The sequence below is a fragment of the Streptomyces sp. S4.7 genome (assembly GCF_010384365.1).
GTDB lineage: Bacteria > Actinomycetota > Actinomycetes > Streptomycetales > Streptomycetaceae > Streptomyces.
Map to the genome: position 1 here is coordinate 5,540,614 of NZ_CP048397.1, position 16,799 is coordinate 5,557,412.

Sequence of the window (16,799 nt, forward strand, 5' to 3'; positions counted from 1 at the left end):
ACGCGTTGTGAGTGGGGTGTGACGATCGGTAGAAGCCGATCGGGGAGGAAACGGACTTCTTGTGACGAGTCCCTGACAGTCGGGGGGTGCCCCAGTCCTGATGATCAGGAGCGGAATGGAGGGTTCGATAGGGCAATGTCCGTTTCCGTAGGTCTCGACCTCTGTCCGTGATGGGCGAAATGCCCGGCAGGTCGTGAGCAAACTCACACGGAGATCGTTGCTGCATCAGGGCTCTGGCGGGGAATTACGTGTTTAGCCTGACGCTTTACAGAGATGACACATCTGACAACCGGTGCTCGTGGGCACCCGTATCCCGACAAGGTCTGAAACAACCGATGAAGACGACGAAGCTGTTCCGCAACACCGCCAACCCCCGCCGCACCACGCTGGCGAACCTGGAAGACGCCGGGGAGCTCCTCCCGCCCGTGCAGCCGGAACACTCCGTCGACCTGCCGCTGCGCACGGCCAACCCGCGGCGTACGACGCTGATCGACGCCCCCGTCGCACCCTAGGGCACGGCCCGCGGCGCCCACGCACCGCGTCGGCCACCGGCCCCCACCGCGCTAGCCTGAGACGTCCTGAGACGTATGGTCTCCAGCCAGCCAGCAGCAAAGTGAGGGGCGACAGCATCCCGTGCGCATCGCCAGATTCTCCATCGACGGCAATGTCGCCTTCGGCGCGGTCGAGGAGGACGGCACCGGCGGTACGGCCGCCGGCCTCGTCCTCGACATCATCAAGGGCATTCCGTACGCCGACTTCGAGCTCTCCGGCACCAAGGTCCCGCTGAGCAAGGTCCGCCTGCTCCCGCCCGTGCTCCCCAACAAGGTCGTGGGCGTCGGCCGCAACTACGCGGCCCACGCGGCGGAGCTCGGCAACGAGGTGCCCGAATCGCCGGTCGTCTTCTTCAAGCCGACCACCTCGGTCATCGGCTCCGGCGACGACGTCGAGTACCCCTCGTTCTCCGAGGACCTTCACTACGAGGCCGAACTGGCCGTGGTCATCGGCCGGATGTGCCGCGAGGTGCCCCGCGAGCGCGTCAAGGACGTCATCCTCGGGTTCACCTGCGCCAACGACGTCACCGCGCGCGACACCCAGAAGCGTGAGAACCAGTGGGCCCGCGCCAAGGGCTTCGACACCTCCTGCCCGCTCGGCCCCTGGGTGGAGACCTCCATCGGCCTGCCGGCCGTCGCCGACGGCCTCGCCGTCCAGTGCACCGTCAACGGCGAACAGCGCCAGCTCGGCAGCACGAGTGACATGGTCCGCTCCGTGGAGGACCTCGTCGTCCACATCACCGAGGCCATGACGCTGCTGCCCGGCGACGTCATCCTCACGGGCACCCCCGCGGGGGTCGGCCCCCTCAGCGTCGGCGACGAGGTCGCCGTCACCATCGAAGGCATCGGCACTCTCACCAACAAGGTGATCAAGCGTGGCTAACGCGACCGTCCGCGTACGTTTCTGTCCCTCGCCGACCGGCAACCCCCACGTGGGCCTGGTCCGCACCGCCCTCTTCAACTGGGCGTTCGCCCGCCACCACGGCGGCACCCTGGTCCTGCGCATCGAGGACACCGACGCCGCGCGCGACTCCGAGGAGTCGTACGAGCAGCTCCTCGACTCGCTGCGCTGGCTCGGCCTCGACTGGGACGAGGGCCCCGAGGTGGGCGGCGCGCACGCGCCGTACCGCCAGTCCCAGCGGATGGACATCTACCGGGACGTCGCCGAGCAGCTGCTCGCCGCCGGCCACGCGTACCACTGCTACTGCACCACCGAGGAGCTGGAGGTCCGCCGCGACGCCGCGCGCGCCGCCGGCCGCCCCTCCGGGTACGACGGCCACTGCCGCGACCTCAGCGCCGCGCAGAAGGCGGCGTACGAGACGGAGGGCCGCACCTCCATCGTCCGCTTCCGGATGCCCGACGGGCCGATCACCTTCACCGACCTGGTCCGCGGCGAGCTGACCTTCACGCCGGAGAACGTGCCCGACTACGGCATCGTCCGCGCCAACGGGGCGCCGCTCTACACGCTCGTCAACCCGGTCGACGACGCGCTGATGGAGATCACCCACGTCCTGCGCGGCGAGGACCTGCTCTCCTCGACCCCCCGTCAGATCGCGCTCTACCAGGCGCTGATGGGCCTCGGCGTGGCCCACTTCGTGCCGCAGTTCGGGCACCTGCCGTATGTGATGGGCGAGGGCAACAAGAAGCTCTCCAAGCGAGACCCGCAGGCCTCGCTGAACCTCTACCGCGAGCGCGGCTTCCTGCCCGACGGTCTGCTCAACTACCTGTCCCTGCTGGGCTGGTCGTTCTCCGCTGACCAGGACGTCTTCTCCCGCGCGGAGATGGTCGGGGCCTTCGAGATCACGGATGTCAACGCCAACCCGGCGCGCTTCGACCTGAAGAAGGCCGAGGCGATCAACGCCGACCACATCCGGCAGCTGGATGTGAAGACCTTCATGGAGGCGTGCGCCCCCTGGCTGCGGGCCCCGTACGCCAGCTGGGCTCCGGAGGACTTCGACCAGGCGGCCTTCGAGGCGATCGCCCCGTACGCGCAGACCCGTGTGACGGTCCTGTCGGACATCACGGCCAACGTGGACTTCCTGTTCCTCGCCGAGCCCGTCGAGGACGAGGCGTCCTGGGCGAAGGCGATGAAGGGCGAACCGGCGGCCCTGCTCACCACGGCCCGCGCGAAGCTCGCGGACGCGGACTGGTCGAGCGCCGAGTCGCTGAAGAACGCGGTCCTCGCGGCCGGCGAGGAGCACGGGCTCAAGCTCGGCAAGGCCCAGGCCCCGGTCCGCGTCGCTGTCACCGGCCGCACCGTGGGCCTGCCGCTCTTCGAGTCCCTGGAGATCCTGGGCAAGGAGCGCACGCTGCGGCGCATCGACGCCGCGCTCGCCAAGCTCGCGGCCTGACGGGTCGACGCGCCGACGCGCGAACTCCGCCCGATCGGTACGACACGTGGGCCCGGCGACCGGACGCCGCCGGGCCCACATCCACGCTTCACAGGAACAACGGGGGACAACGGTGCGGAAGTTGATACGAAGAGGCCTCCCGGCGATGCTGCTGGTCGCCCTGGTGACCGGGTGCTCGTCCGACTCGGACCCCGGCTCGGACTCGGGCCCCGGGTCCGGCTCCGACCGCAAGGGCGCCGACGGCGCGGACGCCGCCGCGTCGCCCGCCCACGACGCCTCGAAGACCGCCGAGAAGGGCGAGACGATCGGCGCCGCCAGATCCCCCTGCGCCCTGCCGGTGAGCTTCGCGCTGGCCGCGAAGTGGACGGCGGAAGCGGTCGAGAGCGACGCCGCAGCCGACGCCGCGCTCGCGGAGCTGGCCCGGCAGGGCCCGGTGGAGATGGCCTGTGAGATCGACGCGAAGCCGGCCGGCAACATCGGCTACCTCCGTGTCTGGACCGCGGACACCACCGACTCCACCCCGCGCGAGGTACTCGAAGCGTTCGTGGCGGCGGACAAGACGGCCGGCGACGCCGAGTACCAGGAGACGAAGGCCGGCTCCCTGCCCGCGGCGGAGGTGGGCTACACCACCACCAGCGAGGTGCTCGACGAGTCGAAGAAGGAACGGGCCCTGGCGGTCACCACCCCCAAGGGCGTGGCACTGATCCACCTCGGCGGCCTGGACAGCGGGGAACACGACGCCATGCTCCCGGCCTTCGAGCTGGCCAGGAAGACCCTGCGCGCGAACTGATCCCCCGAGGCCCTCGGCGGAGCCGATACCGTGACCGACATGCCGATCCGCGCCGTCGTCTGGGACATCGACGACACCCTCTTCGACTACACCACCGCCGACCGCGCCGGTATGCGGCTGCATCTCGCGGCCGAAGGGCTCGCCGGCCGCTTCGGCACCGTCGAGCGGGCCCTGGCGCACTGGCGTGAGATCACCGATGTCCACTGGCTTCGGTTCGCCGACGGGGAGACGACCTTCCAAGGACAGCGACGGGACCGCGTCAGGCAGTTCCTCGGTACGGAGGCGCTCGACGACACCGACGCCGACGCCTGGTTCGACCGCTACGTCGCACACTACGAGTCCGCCTGGAAGCTCTTTCCCGACGCCCTTCCCGTGCTGGACTCGCTGGCCCCCGACTACCGTCAGGCCGCGCTCTCCAATTCGAGCCTCCACAACCAGGACCGCAAGCTCCGTGCCCTCGGCGTACGGGACTACTTCGAGACGGTCCTGTGCGCCGCCGAACTCGGTGTCTCCAAGCCCGCCGCCGCCGCCTTCCACGCGGCCTGCGACGCCCTGGAACTCGACCCGGCCGAGGTCGTCTACGTGGGGAACGAACCGGACATCGACGCCGGCGGCGCCACTGCCGCCGGACTGGCCGGAGTCTGGCTCGACCGGGGGCGGCTCGGCGGGCGCCCCGAGCTCGTGACGATCAACGATCTGAACCGCCTGCCCGCCCTGCTGCGCGGTGATACTCGTTTTGGAGCGCCGTCCCCCATCGGGTAATGTTCTTCCTGCGCCGCCCGAGAGATCGCAAGATCTGGCCGGAGGGCGCAAACCCAAACAAAACCCCCCATGCAGGGGGTTGAGTTTTGGTGGGCTATGGTGTAATTGGCAGCACGACGGTTTCTGGTTCCGTTAGTCTAGGTTCGAGTCCTGGTAGCCCAGCGCAGAGTTCTTCTGCAACGCCCCCGTTGTGTAGCGGCCTAGCACGCCGCCCTCTCAAGGCGGTAGCGCCGGTTCGAATCCGGTCGGGGGTACAGATCCTTCTCTCCGATTTCTTCGGGTCGCACCCGGACACGTCGATGCAGGATCGCTAGGGCCCCCGTTGTGTAGCGGCCTAGCACGCCGCCCTCTCAAGGCGGTAGCGCCGGTTCGAATCCGGTCGGGGGTACGCAGTAAGAAAGTCCGAACCACCCTTGGGCTATGGTGTAATTGGCAACACGACGGTTTCTGGTTCCGTTGTTCTAGGTTCGAGTCCTGGTAGCCCAGCTTCAACGCTCCATCCGCTGGCCCCCGTTGTGTAGCGGCCTAGCACGCCGCCCTCTCAAGGCGGTAGCGCCGGTTCGAATCCGGTCGGGGGTACGTGACGAAGAGGCCCTCCGCGATCGCGGAGGGCCTCTTCGTCTGTCCCGAGCCGCTCGCCCCGCTCGGCGCGCTCAATTCCCCGGACTGTAGCGCCGGTTGGACTCCTCGGCCTCCGCCAGTCGGCGCAGGCTGAGCAGCACCGGTTCGTACAGCACGGTGAGCGCGACCGCTGCCTCCACCTGCTCGTACGGGTCCCCGTACCGCTCCACCATGTCGATGTCGGTGACGCCGAGCCGGTCGGCGAGCCGCCCGTACGGCAGCAGGTCCGCGAGCTCGCACGGATAACCGGTCCTGGACAGCCCGGCGATCGCGCCGACCAGGACGCGGTACGCCGCCTCCGAGGCCCCGACCTCGGCTGCCTGCGTCCAGCCCAGCTCGGCGAACAGCTCCTCGGCCCGGCGCCGCGCGGACTCCGTCTCCTCGTCCAGTTCGCCGGCGTCGAACGCGGCCTCCGGTGCCCCGTCGCCCGGTAGCGCCCTGATCGCGGCGCCCAGGCGCCTGTGGTGGTCGATGGACTCGTCCTCGATGGCGGTCAGCACCTCACGCGCCGTGGCGACCGACATCCGGCCCACCTGGATCAGCGCACGCACGAGGCGTAGCCGGCGCAGATGCCCGTCGTCGTACGTGGACTGCGTCGCGGTGACCCGGTGGCCCGGCCTGAGCAGCCCCTCCCGCAGGTAGTACTTGATCGTGGCGGTGGGTATCCCACTGCGTTCGCTCAGCTCCGCCATGCGCATAGCGCTTGCACCTTCCTTTGGAGAGTGCCACTATCCAATCATGGATAGTGGCACTCTCCAACGAGAGATGCCGCCGTACCGCCGCCGCCGTGCGGCCGGAAGCAGGGGGAACGTCATGGGTGCGAAGGTGATCGAAGGGCGGCTGACCGCGGACGCCGAGGGCGACGTCGTCGTCTTCGTCATCGGGATGCGGATCAACAACTTCCGCGCCCTGCGCAGCTGGTGGCCGGTGTTCACGGCCATGCCGAGAATGCTCAAGGAGCTGTCGCGGGACAAGGAGAGCGGACTCATCGGCTTCCAGCCGCTGCTGGGCTTCCCCCGGGTGCTCTACGTCGTCCAGTACTGGGACTCGAAGGAGAAGCTGCTCGCGTACGCCTCCGCGCCGGACGGCGAGCACCGCCCCGCGTGGGCGGCGTTCAATCGCCGCCTCCGCGCCGGCAAGGGCAAGGTGGGCTTCTGGCACGAGACGTACGTGGTCCCGGCCGGCTCGTACGAGAACGTCTACATCAACATGCCGGCCTTCGGCCTCGCCGCGGCCACGGCGGCGGTCCCGGTCGGCCGCCGCGGCGAGCGCGCGGCCGACCGCCTCGCCTCGTGACTCCGAGAGCTCCGCGCACGTCCGGAACTTGGCGCACGCTCCGTAGGCCCGCGCTCCACGAGACCCCGCGAGAGCGTGAACTCCGCCCCGTACGGGGCGGAGTTCACGCTCTCGCGGGGTACGGCGGCGGCCACGGGCGGCGCCGGGTCACCGTGTGCGACGGTGCGTGACGGCGCGGACTCAGCTGCTGCGGCGCAGTGCCTCCGACAGCCGCCCCGCCGCGTCGATGATCGCCTGGGCGTGCATCCGGCCCGGGTGCCGGCTCAGCCGCTCGATCGGGCCGGAGACCGAGACCGCCGCGACGACCCGGTTGGACGGCCCGCGCACCGGCGCCGAGACCGAGGCCACGCCCGGCTCGCGCTCACCGATCGACTGGGCCCAGCCCCGCCGCCGTACGCCCGAGAGTGCCGTCGCCGTGAACCGCGCCCCCTGGAGGCCGCGGTGCAGCCGCTCCGGCTCCTCCCAGGCCATCAGGATCTGCGCGGACGAGCCCGCCTTCATCGTGAGCGTGGAGCCCACGGGCACCGTGTCCCGCAGACCGGAAAGTCGCTCGGCGGCGGCCACGCAGATCCGCATGTCACCCTGGCGCCGGTAGAGCTGGGCGCTCTCCCCGGTCACGTCGCGCAGATGTGTGAGCACCGGTCCGGCCGTCGCCAGCAGGCGGTCCTCACCGGCCGCCGCCGCCAGCTCGGCGAGCCGCGGGCCGAGGATGAACCGGCCCTGCATGTCCCTCGCCACCATCCGGTGGTGTTCCAGGGCCACGGCCAGCCGGTGTGCCGTGGGCCGTGCGAGCCCGGTCGCAGCGACCAGCCCGGCGAGGGTGGCCGGACCGGACTCCAGGGCGCTCAGTACCAGAGCCGCCTTGTCGAGAACGCCGACGCCGCTAGAGTTGTCCATGCAACGATACTCGCGTCTCACTCTGTGAAACGCAAGTTCAATTTTCCGGGGAACTTGCCAACCTGTAGGGACGGGCCCGTACACGAACCGGGTTCGCAGCCGACGCAGGCGCGTGGGACACCGGCGTGGGCCCCACATATCTCCAGGACTGCCGGCGGCGCTGCCGGCCGAAGGGAAAGCGATGGGTAGGACACTCGCGGAGAAGGTCTGGGAGGACCATGTCGTCCGGCGCGCCGAGGGCGAGCCCGACCTTCTCTTCATCGATCTGCACCTGCTGCACGAGGTGACGAGCCCGCAGGCCTTCGACGGTCTGCGTCAGAACGGCCGACAGGTGCGGCGGCTCGACCTCACCATCGCGACCGAGGACCACAACACCCCGACGCTCGACATCGACAAGCCGATCGCCGACCCCGTCTCGCGCGTCCAGTTGGAGACGCTGCGCAAGAACTGCGCGGACTTCGGCGTACGGCTGCACCCGCTGGGCGACGTCGAGCAGGGCGTCGTCCATGTCGTCGGCCCCCAGCTGGGACTGACTCAGCCCGGCACCACCGTCGTGTGCGGCGACAGCCACACCTCCACCCACGGCGCCTTCGGCGCGCTGGCCTTCGGCATCGGCACCAGCCAGGTCGAGCATGTCCTGGCCACCCAGACGCTGCCGCTGGCCCGCCCCCGCACCATGGCCATCACCGTCGAGGGCGAACTGCCCGCCGACGTCACGGCCAAGGACCTGATCCTCGCCGTCATCGCCCGCATCGGCACCGGGGGCGGCCAGGGTTACATCCTCGAATACCGCGGCTCCGCCATCGAGAAGCTCTCGATGGAGGCCCGCATGACCATTTGCAACATGTCCATCGAGGCCGGCGCCAGGGCGGGCATGATCGCCCCCGACCAGATCACCTTCGACTACCTCGGGGGCCGCGACCACGCCCCCGAGGGCGCCGACTGGAACGCCGCGGTCGAGTACTGGCGGACGCTGCGCACCGACGACGACGCCGTCTTCGACGCCGAGGTCTTCATCGACGCCACGGAACTGGCCCCGTTCGTCACCTGGGGCACCAACCCCGGCCAGGGCGCGCCGCTGTCGACGCACGTCCCCGACCCCGCTTCGTACGAGGACGCTTCGGAGCGCCTCGCCGCCGAAAAGGCCCTGGAGTACATGGGGTTGACCGCCGGGCAGGCGCTGCGCGACATCACGGTGGACACCGTCTTCGTAGGTTCGTGCACCAACGGGCGTATCGAGGACCTGCGCTCGGCCGCCTCGATCCTGGACGGCCGCAAAGTCGCCGACGGCGTACGGATGCTGGTGGTCCCGGGCTCCGTACGGGTCGCGCTCCAGGCCGTCGAGGAGGGCCTGGACAAGGTCTTCACCGGCGCGGGTGCCGAGTGGCGGCACGCGGGCTGTTCGATGTGTCTGGGCATGAACCCCGACCAACTTGCGCCCGGCGAGCGCTCCGCGTCGACCTCGAACCGCAACTTCGAGGGCAGGCAGGGCAAGGGCGGCCGGACCCACCTCGTCTCACCGCAGGTGGCCGCGGCCACCGCCGTGCTGGGCCGTCTGGCCTCGCCCGCCGACCTGTCCGACACCCGCACCCCCGTGGAGGCCTGAGCGCCATGGACGCTTTCACCACACACACCGGCCGGGCCGTCCCGCTGCGCCGCAGCAACGTCGACACCGACCAGATCATTCCGGCCCACTGGCTGAAGAAGGTCACGCGCGACGGCTTCGAGGACGGGCTGTTCGAGGCCTGGCGCAAGGACCCGGACTTCGTTCTCAACCGGCCCGAGCGGCAGGGCGCCTCGGTCCTGGTCGCCGGATCCGACTTCGGCACCGGCTCGTCGCGCGAACACGCCGTGTGGGCGCTGCAGAACTTCGGTTTCCGTGCCGTCATCTCCTCGCGGTTCGCCGACATCTTCCGCGGCAACTCCCTCAAGAACGGTCTGCTGACAGTCGTTCTGGAGCAGCGCGTCGTCGACCACCTCTGGGAGCTGACCGAGGCCCACCCCTCCGCGGCCGTGACGGTGGACCTCGAAGCGCGTCAGGTGCGTGCCGAGGGCCCCGACGGAGCAACGGTGACCGCCGATTTCGAGCTGGACGAGAACGCCCGATGGAGACTCCTCAACGGCCTCGACGACATCGGTCTCACCCTGAAGAACGAAGCGGACATCGCTGCGTACGAAGCCTCCCGGCCGTCCTTCAAACCCCGCACAATTGCCGTCTGATCAGCGCTTTTCTCCACCTGCGCCCTCTGCCTCCGGGTAGGGGGCGCAGTGCCTTGTTGAGACCCCGCCGGGCGACAACTCGCCCCAGATGGCACAATCGGTGCATGGAACGCGACAGCCAACTCGAGCTTTACGGAGTGGTCGCCGACCGACTCAAGGAAGCGCACACAAGGGTGCGCGCACTGCAAGTCCCGGAGGGCGTACGGATGGCGCTGACCCGGAAGCTGCTGGTCGTCACGGCCGCGGCCAAACACGATCTCTTAGGCGCGGCACGTCGCCTGGACCGCTTGATGAAGGACCTCGACGAGGGTCGATTCCCGCAAGGCGACTGAAGCCGCGGAACTCCGCGGGGTCGACTTCGTTGCGGCACTAGGGTGATTAGCCCGTTTCGTGTTTGATTTGCGGTATATATCTGCCTAACGTGCGGAAAAGCTTGAACACTTTCGTTCTGGCAATGTCTCCGAAGGGGAAGACGTGAACAAGGCGCAGCTCGTAGAAGCAATTGCGGACAAGGTCGGCGGTCGCCAGCAGGCGGCCGACGCCGTCGACGCGGTACTGGACGCGGTTGTCCGCGCCGTCGTCGCTGGTGAGCGGGTCTCCGTCACCGGCTTCGGTTCGTTCGAGAAGGTCGACCGTCCGGCCCGTTACGCGCGTAACCCGCAGACGGGTGAGCGGGTCCGGGTCAAGAAGACGTCGGTGCCGCGTTTCCGCGCCGGACAGGGCTTCAAGGACCTGGTGAGCGGCTCGAAGAAGCTTCCCAAGAACGACGTGGCCGTCAAGAAGGCCCCCAAGGGCAGCCTCTCGGGCGGTTCTTCCACCCGTACGACCGCCAAGGCCGCGGCCAAGAAGGCCACCGCCAAGAAGGCGACGGCGAAGAAGACCGCGGCGAGGAAGACGGCGGTCGCGGGCACCGCCAAGAGGGCCGCCAAGAAGACCTCCACCGCCAAGAAGACGGCCACGAAGAAGACGACGGCCGCCAAGAAGGCCACCGCCAAGAAGACGAGCGCGGCGAAGAAGGCCACGGCGAAGAAGACCTCACCGGCCAAGAAGGCGACCGCCAAGAAGGCGCCGGCCCGAAAGGTGGCATCGCGCACGACCACCGCCAAGAAGGCCACCGCGAGGAACAGGTAAGCGGCACAAGGCCGTAGGGCCACTCACGCGCCGGGCCGGGCTCCCTTCGGGGGAGCCCGGCCCGCGGCGTTGTGCGCGCGCCGCCCGTGACGGCCCTCAGAGCGTCTGGAGCGTCACCAGGGTGATGTTCCCGCTGTTCCCGCCCGCGCGTTCGATACGGACGCGCTGACCCGGCCGCAGCAGCCGCAGACCGCCCGCGTCGAACGCCGCGGCGTCGAAGTCCACCGGGGTCCCGTCGTCGAGCAGCACGCTGCCGCTGCGGGTCTCGGAATCAAAGGTGTACGCGGTCGCCTGCATGCCCGCCAGCGTATCGGTCAGCAGCCCGGCCGCGCCCCGCAGACCGGGTCCGGGACCGGAGCGGGCCCAGGGCCCCCGACGGGGCCCGACGCGGGGCCTGGAACGGGGTCCGGGACCGGACGCGGGCCCGCGTGACGCCGCGCCGTGTACGGGCCGAGCCCCAGGGCCGCGGCTGCCAGCAGATCCTCGCCGGTATCGACGTCCCGCCGTACGGAATCCACCTCTGTCAGGACAATTTCCACGGCTCCCGTGGACAAATGCCGATGCCGCGAAGCGCCTCCGAATGCCGGATTCAATTCCGATCCCGCCCGCGCGGCCAGCAATGTCGTTCCGATTTCGGCGGCGTCGGCGAGAAATGCGCGCGGAAAATCCCCGGCGGCGGTGAGCACCCGCGCCAGCTCGGCCGGTCGCAGCGCCGGCAGATCGGCGTTCAGCGCCGCGACCGCGGCCCCTGGCCTGCCCGCCCTGACGGCCCGCGCGCCGTGCGCCAGCGCGGCGTTGAGCCCGGCCGCCGGAGCGTCGGGGACGGCGCGCGCGCCCAGCGCGGTGAGTTCGGCCGCGGCCAGTGGATCGTCGGTGACGACCACCACGTCGCGTACGACGGGGCAGGCCAGCGCGGCGGCGACGGTGTCCTGGGCGAACGCCAGCGCCAGCCGGGGCCGCAGCAGATCGCCCGTCGAACCGGCGAGCCTGCTCTTGGCCACGACGAGCGGCTTGAGCGGAACGACCAGGGACCAGCCGGCGATCGGGTCGGTGTTCGTGGCGAGCTCTCCGTCCTTGCGCGTTCGGCCCTCTATTGTGGCCCGGTCGCGGCGTGCGGCGCGGTACAGGGCCCGCGACGCCCCGGGAATGGCGAACTGTGCCCGCAGGTCCGGTCCGCGGGCCGGGGCGTACGGTGTTCTCGACAGAGCAGAGGCTCGGGGCGACACTTGACCCCCGGCAGCCAGGGCCGGCCCAAGCCAGGCCACAGAGAAAGGTGTCCGAGTGTCCCGCCCCAGAATCGGCTTCTGGTACCGCCTGGCAGCGGTCATCGCGAAACCGCCGTTGATCGTTCTGTTCAAGCGGGAGTGGCGGGGAATGGAACACATTCCGGCCCAGGGCGGATTCCTGACCGCCGTGAACCACAACTCGGCTCTGGACCCTCTCTCCTACGGACACTTCCAGTACAACAGCGGCCGGGTGCCGCGACTGCTCGCCAAGGCCACCCTCTTCGACCTGCCTTTCGTCGGCATGATGCTCCGCGGCACCGGACAGATTCCCGTCTATCGCGAGAGCACCAACGCCCTGGACGCATTCCGGGCCGCCGTGAACGCCATCGAGCGCGGGGAATGCGTCGCGTTCTACCCCGAAGGCACCCTCACCCGCGACCCCGACATGTGGCCGATGACCGGCAAGACCGGTGCGGCACGCGTCGCCCTCCTTACGAAGGCACCGGTCATTCCCGTCGCCCAGTGGGGCGCCAATCTGGTGATACCGCCGTACGCCAAGGCGAACAGGGTCAGACTCTTTCCGCGCCAGACCCTGCGGGTGCAGGCGGGCCCGGCGGTCGACCTCTCCCGTTTCTACGGGCAGGAACCGACGCCCGAACTCCTCCGCGAGGTCACCGAGGTCATCATGGCCGCCATCACCGAATTGCTCGCCGACGTACGCGGCGAACCGGCGCCCGCCGCACCGTACGACCACCGCAAGGTTCTGGAAGAGAAGCGGCGCAAGGCCGCGGAAGAGGGGTTGCTGTGACGCGCGTCGCGGTCTTCGGGACGGGATCGTGGGGAACGGCGTTCGCCATGATTCTCGCCGACGCGGGATGCGAGGTGACTCTCTGGGCACGCCGCCGCGAGGTCGTCGACGCGGTCAACAACACCCGCACCAATCCGGGCTATCTGCCGGGTGCCGAACTGCCCTCCTCGGTACGGGCCACGACCGACCCCGCCGAGGCGGCCAGGGACGCCGAGTTCACCGTTATCACGATCCCCTCGCAGACGCTGCGCGCCAATCTCGCCGAATGGGCCTCGGTGCTGCCTCCGGACACCGTCCTCGTCTCCCTGATGAAGGGCGTCGAACTGGGCACCGCCAAGCGCATGAGCGAGGTGATCGGCGAGGTGGCCAAGGCGCCGGCCGACCGGGTCGCCGTCCTCACCGGTCCCAACCTGGCCCGCGAGATCGCCGCCAGGCAGCCCGCCGCGGCCGTCGTGGCGTGCACCGACGAGGCGGTCGCCACGCGGCTCCAGGCGGCCTGCCACACGCCGTACTTCCGCCCGTACACGAACACCGACGTGGTCGGCTGCGAACTCGGCGGCGCCGTCAAGAACGTCATCGGGCTCGCCGTCGGCATCGCCGACGGCATGGGCCTCGGCGACAACACCAAGGCGTCGCTGATGACACGCGGCCTCGCCGAAACCACCCGGCTGGGGCTGGCGATGGGCGCCGACCCGCACACCTTCTCCGGCCTCGCCGGAATGGGCGATCTGATCGCGACCTGTTCCTCGCCCCTCTCGCGCAACCACACCTTCGGCACCAACCTCGGGCGCGGCATGACGCTGGAGCAGACGATCGCGGCGAGCACGCAGACCGCGGAGGGCGTCAAGTCCTGCCAGTCCGTGCTGGATCTGGCCCGGCGGCACGATGTCGACATGCCGATCACCGAAACGGTCGTGAGCATCGTCCACGAAGGGAAGCCCCCGCTCGTGGCGGTGAAGGAGCTGATGGCGCGCAGCGCCAAGCCCGAACGGCGCTGACTCGGCGGCGGTCGAGCAGGTAACCTCATCGCGATATGAGCAGCGAGAACCTCCCCCAGAGCCCTGAGCAGCAGCTCCGTAAGCCGCGTGTGGCGGTCGTCTTCGGCGGCCGGAGTTCCGAGCACGCCATCTCGGTGGTCACGGCCGGCGCCGTACTGCGGTCCATCGACCGTACGAAGTACGACGTGCTGCCCATCGGCATCACCACGGACGGACGCTGGGCGCTGACCGCCGACGAACCCGACCGCATGGCCATCGCCGACCGCAGGCTGCCGAGCGTCGAGGAACTGGCCGAGTCCACGGAGGGCGACGTCGTCCTCTCCGTCGACCCCGGCAACCGCGAGGTCGTCTACAGCGAGCAGGGCTCCGTGCCCAAGGCGCTCGGCGAGGTCGACGTCGTCTTCCCGGTGCTGCACGGGCCGTACGGCGAGGACGGCACCCTCCAGGGACTGTTGGAGCTCTCCGGCGTCCCGTACGTCGGCGCGGGCGTCCTGGCGTCGGCCGTCGGCCAGGACAAGGAGTACATGAAGCGGGTGTTCCTCTCGTACGGGCTGCCCGTCGGGCCGTACGAGGTGATCCGCCCGCGCGAGTGGCACCTGGACCCCTCCGCCGCCCGCGGGAAGATCGTGGACTTCGCCGCCGAGCACGGCTGGCCGATCTTCGTGAAGCCCGCACGCGCCGGCTCCTCCATGGGCATCACCAAGGTCGACGCCCTCGAAGGGCTGGAGGACGCGATCGAGGAGGCGCAGCGCCACGACCCGAAGATCCTGGTCGAGTCGCTGCTGCGCGGCCGGGAGATCGAGTGCGGGGTGCTGGAGTTCGAGGACGGGCCGCGGGCGAGCGTGCCCGCCGAGATCCCGCCCGTCACGTCGCACGAGTTCTACGACTTCGAGGCGAAGTACATCGACGCCGCCACCGGCCTGGTGCCCGCGCCTCTTACGGAGGAGCAGACGGCCGAGGTCCAGCGGCTCGCCGTGGAGGCGTTCGACGCCGTGTCCTGCGAGGGACTGGTCCGGGCGGACTTCTTCCTTACGGAGGACGGCGGCTTCGTCATCAACGAGATCAACACCATGCCCGGCTTCACGCCGATCTCGATGTATCCGCGGATGTGGCAGGAGAGCGGCGTCGGCTACCCGGAGCTGATCAACCGGCTGATCCAGGCGGCGCTGCGCCGCCCGACCGGCCTGCGCTGAGGGACGGCGCGGGCGGTACGGCGCGGGCGATACGGGGCAGGGTTCGCGGGACTCGCCCTACAGGCTGGGCGGCACCGTGTCGGCGACCGGTGCCGCGAGGTCCGAGAGCGGACCGATGTCGTGCATGAACCGCTCGTCCAGAGTGACCTCTACATAGGTCCTGCGGTACGTCGTGGTGAACCGGGGTCCCGAATCCCGTTCTTCCAGAAGCCAGTTGACCCCGTCCACGTCGACGCCCTTCGCCTGGGGGTCGCTCATCCGCTCGGGCCGGGGGATGCCGCAGCGCAGTACGATCGCGGCGTCCCCCCACCCGGCGGTCAGTTCGGAACCCGGCTCCGGATCACTCCGGTCGTGCCCCGCGACGGTCTTCGGCAACTCCTTGTCCAGTGCGCGGCACAACGCCGCCTCCTCCGCCGGCGGGCTGGGAACCGGAACCTTCGCCGGGGCGTCCGTGGAGGAGCAGCCGACTGCCACGGCGAGCACGAGGACGGCGGGCAGGCGGGCGAGCCGGGGGCCGGATAGCCTGCGCATCGGGAAGGTCACCGGCCAAGCGTAGACGGGGGCTACAGGTGCACGACCGGGCAGGTCAGGGTGCGGGTGATGCCGTCCACTTGCTGGACCTTGGCGACCACCATGCGGCCGAGGTCGTCCACGGTGTCGGACTGGGCACGCACGATCACGTCATAGGGACCGGTGACGTCCTCGGCCTGTATCACTCCAGGGATCTTCGCGATGGTCTCGGCGACGATTGTCGCCTTGCCCACCTCGGTCTGAATAAGGATGTACGCCTGTACCACGGAACCTCCAGGGCGGCCACGAGGATCTTGTGGGGGGAAGGGACGCCACGTTATCGCGTCACCCAGTGCCGCGGGGAGACCCGCGCGTACTGCGGCACCGGCGGCGTGATGTACCGGGCAGTGAAGTTGACGTACAGCTCGGCCGGCTCCGCCGGCCGCACGACGAGAGGTGGGACTCGGTGAAGGGCACCGTGGGCGAGTTGGGGGAGTTCGGACTCATCAGGGAGCTCACTTCCCGGCTCACCACCACTCCGGCGGTCCGGCTCGGGCCGGGCGACGACGCCGCGGTGGTGGCCGCACCCGACCGCAAGGTCGTGGCGAGTACGGACATCCTCCTTGAAGGGCGGCACTTCCGCCGCGACTGGTCGACCGCCTACGACGTGGGGAGGAAGGCCGCCGCGCAGAATCTCGCCGACATCGCGGCGATGGGGGCGGTCCCGACCGCGCTGCTGCTCGGCCTGGTCGTCCCGGCCGAACTCCCGGTCACCTGGCCCACCGAGCTGATGGACGGAATCCGCGACGAGTGCCAGGTCGCGGGCGCCGCGGTGGTCGGCGGCGACGTCGTACGGGGCGAGACGATCACCCTCGCGATCACCGCGCTCGGCGACCTGCGCAACCACGAGCCGGTGACGAGGTCGGGCGCGCAGCCGGGCGATGTCGTCGCGTACACCGGCTGGTTGGGCTGGTCGGCGGCCGGACACGCGGTGCTGTCGCGCGGATTCCGGTCACCCCGTGCCTTCGTCGAGGCGCACCGGCGTCCGGAACCGCCGTACCACGCGGGGCCAGCGGCGGCGGGGCTCGGCGCCACGGCGATGACGGACGTGAGCGACGGCCTCGTGGCCGACCTCGGACACATCGCCGACGCCAGCAAGGTCCGTATCGATCTGCGGTCGGGGCTCATCGACATTCCCTCGCAGATGAACGACATCGGGCAGGCGGTGGGGGTGGACCCGCTCCAGTGGGTGCTGACCGGGGGAGAGGACCACGCGATCGTCGCGACGTTCCCGCCGGACGCCAAGCTGCCCGCGAGGTGGAAGGTGATCGGCGAGGTCCTCAACCCGTCGGCGCTGCCACAGGTGACGGTCGACGGGGCGCCGTGGACGAGCAAGGGCGGCTGGGACCACTTCGGGGACACGGCGTGAGGCCTGGTCCGGCGGG

Annotated in this window: 20 protein-coding genes and 5 tRNA genes; 19 read left to right on the forward strand and 6 right to left on the reverse strand. The window is 69.9% G+C overall.

Annotation, left to right across the window (positions count from 1 at the left end):
- Positions 1 to 335 precede the first annotated feature (335 nt).
- The 10 genes from SSPS47_RS34910 (at position 336) to SSPS47_RS24780 (ending at position 5,033) form a co-directional block, all read left to right on the forward strand.
- On the forward strand, positions 336 to 512 hold the full coding sequence (locus tag SSPS47_RS34910; RefSeq protein WP_203557921.1) for a hypothetical protein: 177 nt from the start codon (positions 336 to 338) through the stop codon (positions 510 to 512).
- 121 nt (positions 513 to 633) lie between these two features.
- Positions 634 to 1,434: a fumarylacetoacetate hydrolase family protein gene (locus SSPS47_RS24740; RefSeq protein ID WP_147878308.1), complete on the forward strand. Its 801-nt coding sequence runs from the start codon at positions 634 to 636 to the stop codon at positions 1,432 to 1,434.
- The gene (gltX, locus tag SSPS47_RS24745) at positions 1,427 to 2,902 is read left to right on the forward strand and encodes a glutamate--tRNA ligase (protein ID WP_164252928.1); all 1,476 of its coding nucleotides are present in this window, start codon (positions 1,427 to 1,429) and stop codon (positions 2,900 to 2,902) included. The genes SSPS47_RS24740 and gltX overlap by 8 nt, the downstream gene beginning before the upstream one ends.
- Before the next feature lie 145 nt (positions 2,903 to 3,047).
- A complete protein-coding gene (locus tag SSPS47_RS24750; protein WP_164252929.1) occupies positions 3,048 to 3,692 on the forward strand; it encodes a lipoprotein in 645 nt (214 codons plus the stop codon).
- A 39-nt stretch (positions 3,693 to 3,731) separates the two neighbouring features.
- On the forward strand, positions 3,732 to 4,454 hold the full coding sequence (locus SSPS47_RS24755) for an HAD family hydrolase (RefSeq protein ID WP_164254951.1): 723 nt from the start codon (positions 3,732 to 3,734) through the stop codon (positions 4,452 to 4,454).
- Between the two features lie 90 nt (positions 4,455 to 4,544).
- Positions 4,545 to 4,616, forward strand: a tRNA-Gln gene (locus SSPS47_RS24760).
- Positions 4,617 to 4,635: 19 nt separating this feature from the next.
- Positions 4,636 to 4,708 (forward strand) — tRNA-Glu (locus SSPS47_RS24765).
- Positions 4,709 to 4,769: 61 nt separating this feature from the next.
- Positions 4,770 to 4,842 (forward strand) — tRNA-Glu (locus SSPS47_RS24770).
- Positions 4,843 to 4,868: 26 nt separating this feature from the next.
- Positions 4,869 to 4,940 (forward strand) — tRNA-Gln (locus tag SSPS47_RS24775).
- Positions 4,941 to 4,960: 20 nt separating this feature from the next.
- Positions 4,961 to 5,033 (forward strand) — tRNA-Glu (locus SSPS47_RS24780).
- 74 nt (positions 5,034 to 5,107) lie between these two features.
- Here the strand turns inward: SSPS47_RS24780 and SSPS47_RS24785 are convergent.
- Positions 5,108 to 5,773: a MerR family transcriptional regulator gene (locus SSPS47_RS24785; protein WP_164252930.1), complete on the reverse strand. Its 666-nt coding sequence runs from the start codon at positions 5,771 to 5,773 to the stop codon at positions 5,108 to 5,110.
- 115 nt (positions 5,774 to 5,888) lie between these two features.
- On the opposite strand from SSPS47_RS24785, the gene SSPS47_RS24790 reads away from it, so the two are divergent.
- A complete protein-coding gene (locus SSPS47_RS24790; RefSeq protein ID WP_203558103.1) occupies positions 5,889 to 6,371 on the forward strand; it encodes a DUF4188 domain-containing protein in 483 nt (160 codons plus the stop codon).
- Between the two features lie 180 nt (positions 6,372 to 6,551).
- Here SSPS47_RS24790 and ndgR read toward each other — a convergent pair whose 3' ends face one another.
- Entirely contained in the window at positions 6,552 to 7,268 is a 717-nt protein-coding gene (ndgR, locus tag SSPS47_RS24795; RefSeq protein ID WP_023538406.1) for an IclR family transcriptional regulator NdgR, read from the reverse strand.
- Between the two features lie 181 nt (positions 7,269 to 7,449).
- Here ndgR and leuC point away from each other — a divergent pair, with 181 nt between their 5' ends.
- From leuC to SSPS47_RS24815, 4 genes are all read left to right on the forward strand, one after another.
- A complete protein-coding gene (gene leuC, locus SSPS47_RS24800) occupies positions 7,450 to 8,874 on the forward strand; it encodes a 3-isopropylmalate dehydratase large subunit (RefSeq protein WP_164252931.1) in 1,425 nt (474 codons plus the stop codon).
- Positions 8,875 to 8,879: 5 nt separating this feature from the next.
- Positions 8,880 to 9,488 carry a 3-isopropylmalate dehydratase small subunit gene (gene leuD / locus SSPS47_RS24805; RefSeq protein WP_164252932.1) on the forward strand — a complete coding sequence of 203 codons (609 nt, stop codon included), beginning with the start codon at positions 8,880 to 8,882 and terminating at the stop codon, positions 9,486 to 9,488.
- Positions 9,489 to 9,592: 104 nt separating this feature from the next.
- A complete protein-coding gene (locus tag SSPS47_RS24810) occupies positions 9,593 to 9,820 on the forward strand; it encodes a hypothetical protein (protein WP_164252933.1) in 228 nt (75 codons plus the stop codon).
- A gap of 142 nt (positions 9,821 to 9,962) precedes the next feature.
- Entirely contained in the window at positions 9,963 to 10,619 is a 657-nt protein-coding gene (locus SSPS47_RS24815) for an HU family DNA-binding protein (RefSeq protein WP_164252934.1), read from the forward strand.
- 96 nt (positions 10,620 to 10,715) lie between these two features.
- Here the strand turns inward: SSPS47_RS24815 and SSPS47_RS24820 are convergent, their stop codons facing one another.
- The gene (locus SSPS47_RS24820) at positions 10,716 to 10,916 is read right to left on the reverse strand and encodes a hypothetical protein (protein ID WP_147878301.1); all 201 of its coding nucleotides are present in this window, start codon (positions 10,914 to 10,916) and stop codon (positions 10,716 to 10,718) included.
- A gap of 17 nt (positions 10,917 to 10,933) precedes the next feature.
- Positions 10,934 to 11,713 (reverse strand): 2-phospho-L-lactate guanylyltransferase, encoded by a 780-nt coding sequence (gene cofC, locus SSPS47_RS24825; protein ID WP_239065333.1) that lies wholly within the window; start codon positions 11,711 to 11,713, stop codon positions 10,934 to 10,936.
- Between the two features lie 187 nt (positions 11,714 to 11,900).
- Here cofC and SSPS47_RS24830 point away from each other — a divergent pair, with 187 nt between their 5' ends.
- From SSPS47_RS24830 to SSPS47_RS24840, 3 genes are read left to right on the forward strand one after another with little or no spacing between them, the layout of a single operon-like run.
- On the forward strand, positions 11,901 to 12,653 hold the full coding sequence (locus SSPS47_RS24830; protein ID WP_147878299.1) for a lysophospholipid acyltransferase family protein: 753 nt from the start codon (positions 11,901 to 11,903) through the stop codon (positions 12,651 to 12,653).
- Positions 12,650 to 13,651 (forward strand): NAD(P)H-dependent glycerol-3-phosphate dehydrogenase, encoded by a 1,002-nt coding sequence (locus SSPS47_RS24835; RefSeq protein ID WP_164252936.1) that lies wholly within the window; start codon positions 12,650 to 12,652, stop codon positions 13,649 to 13,651. The genes SSPS47_RS24830 and SSPS47_RS24835 overlap by 4 nt, the downstream gene beginning before the upstream one ends.
- A gap of 35 nt (positions 13,652 to 13,686) precedes the next feature.
- Positions 13,687 to 14,844, forward strand: coding sequence for a D-alanine--D-alanine ligase family protein (locus tag SSPS47_RS24840; RefSeq protein WP_164252937.1), 1,158 nt, complete (start codon positions 13,687 to 13,689; stop codon positions 14,842 to 14,844).
- A gap of 57 nt (positions 14,845 to 14,901) precedes the next feature.
- Here SSPS47_RS24840 and SSPS47_RS24845 read toward each other — a convergent pair whose 3' ends face one another.
- Positions 14,902 to 15,375: a DUF3515 domain-containing protein gene (locus tag SSPS47_RS24845; protein WP_164254955.1), complete on the reverse strand. Its 474-nt coding sequence runs from the start codon at positions 15,373 to 15,375 to the stop codon at positions 14,902 to 14,904.
- A 32-nt stretch (positions 15,376 to 15,407) separates the two neighbouring features.
- Positions 15,408 to 15,641: an Lrp/AsnC ligand binding domain-containing protein gene (locus SSPS47_RS24850; protein WP_078074875.1), complete on the reverse strand. Its 234-nt coding sequence runs from the start codon at positions 15,639 to 15,641 to the stop codon at positions 15,408 to 15,410.
- A 179-nt stretch (positions 15,642 to 15,820) separates the two neighbouring features.
- On the opposite strand from SSPS47_RS24850, the gene SSPS47_RS24855 reads away from it, so the two are divergent.
- The gene (locus tag SSPS47_RS24855) at positions 15,821 to 16,783 is read left to right on the forward strand and encodes a thiamine-phosphate kinase (protein WP_147878296.1); all 963 of its coding nucleotides are present in this window, start codon (positions 15,821 to 15,823) and stop codon (positions 16,781 to 16,783) included.
- Positions 16,784 to 16,799 lie beyond the last annotated feature (16 nt).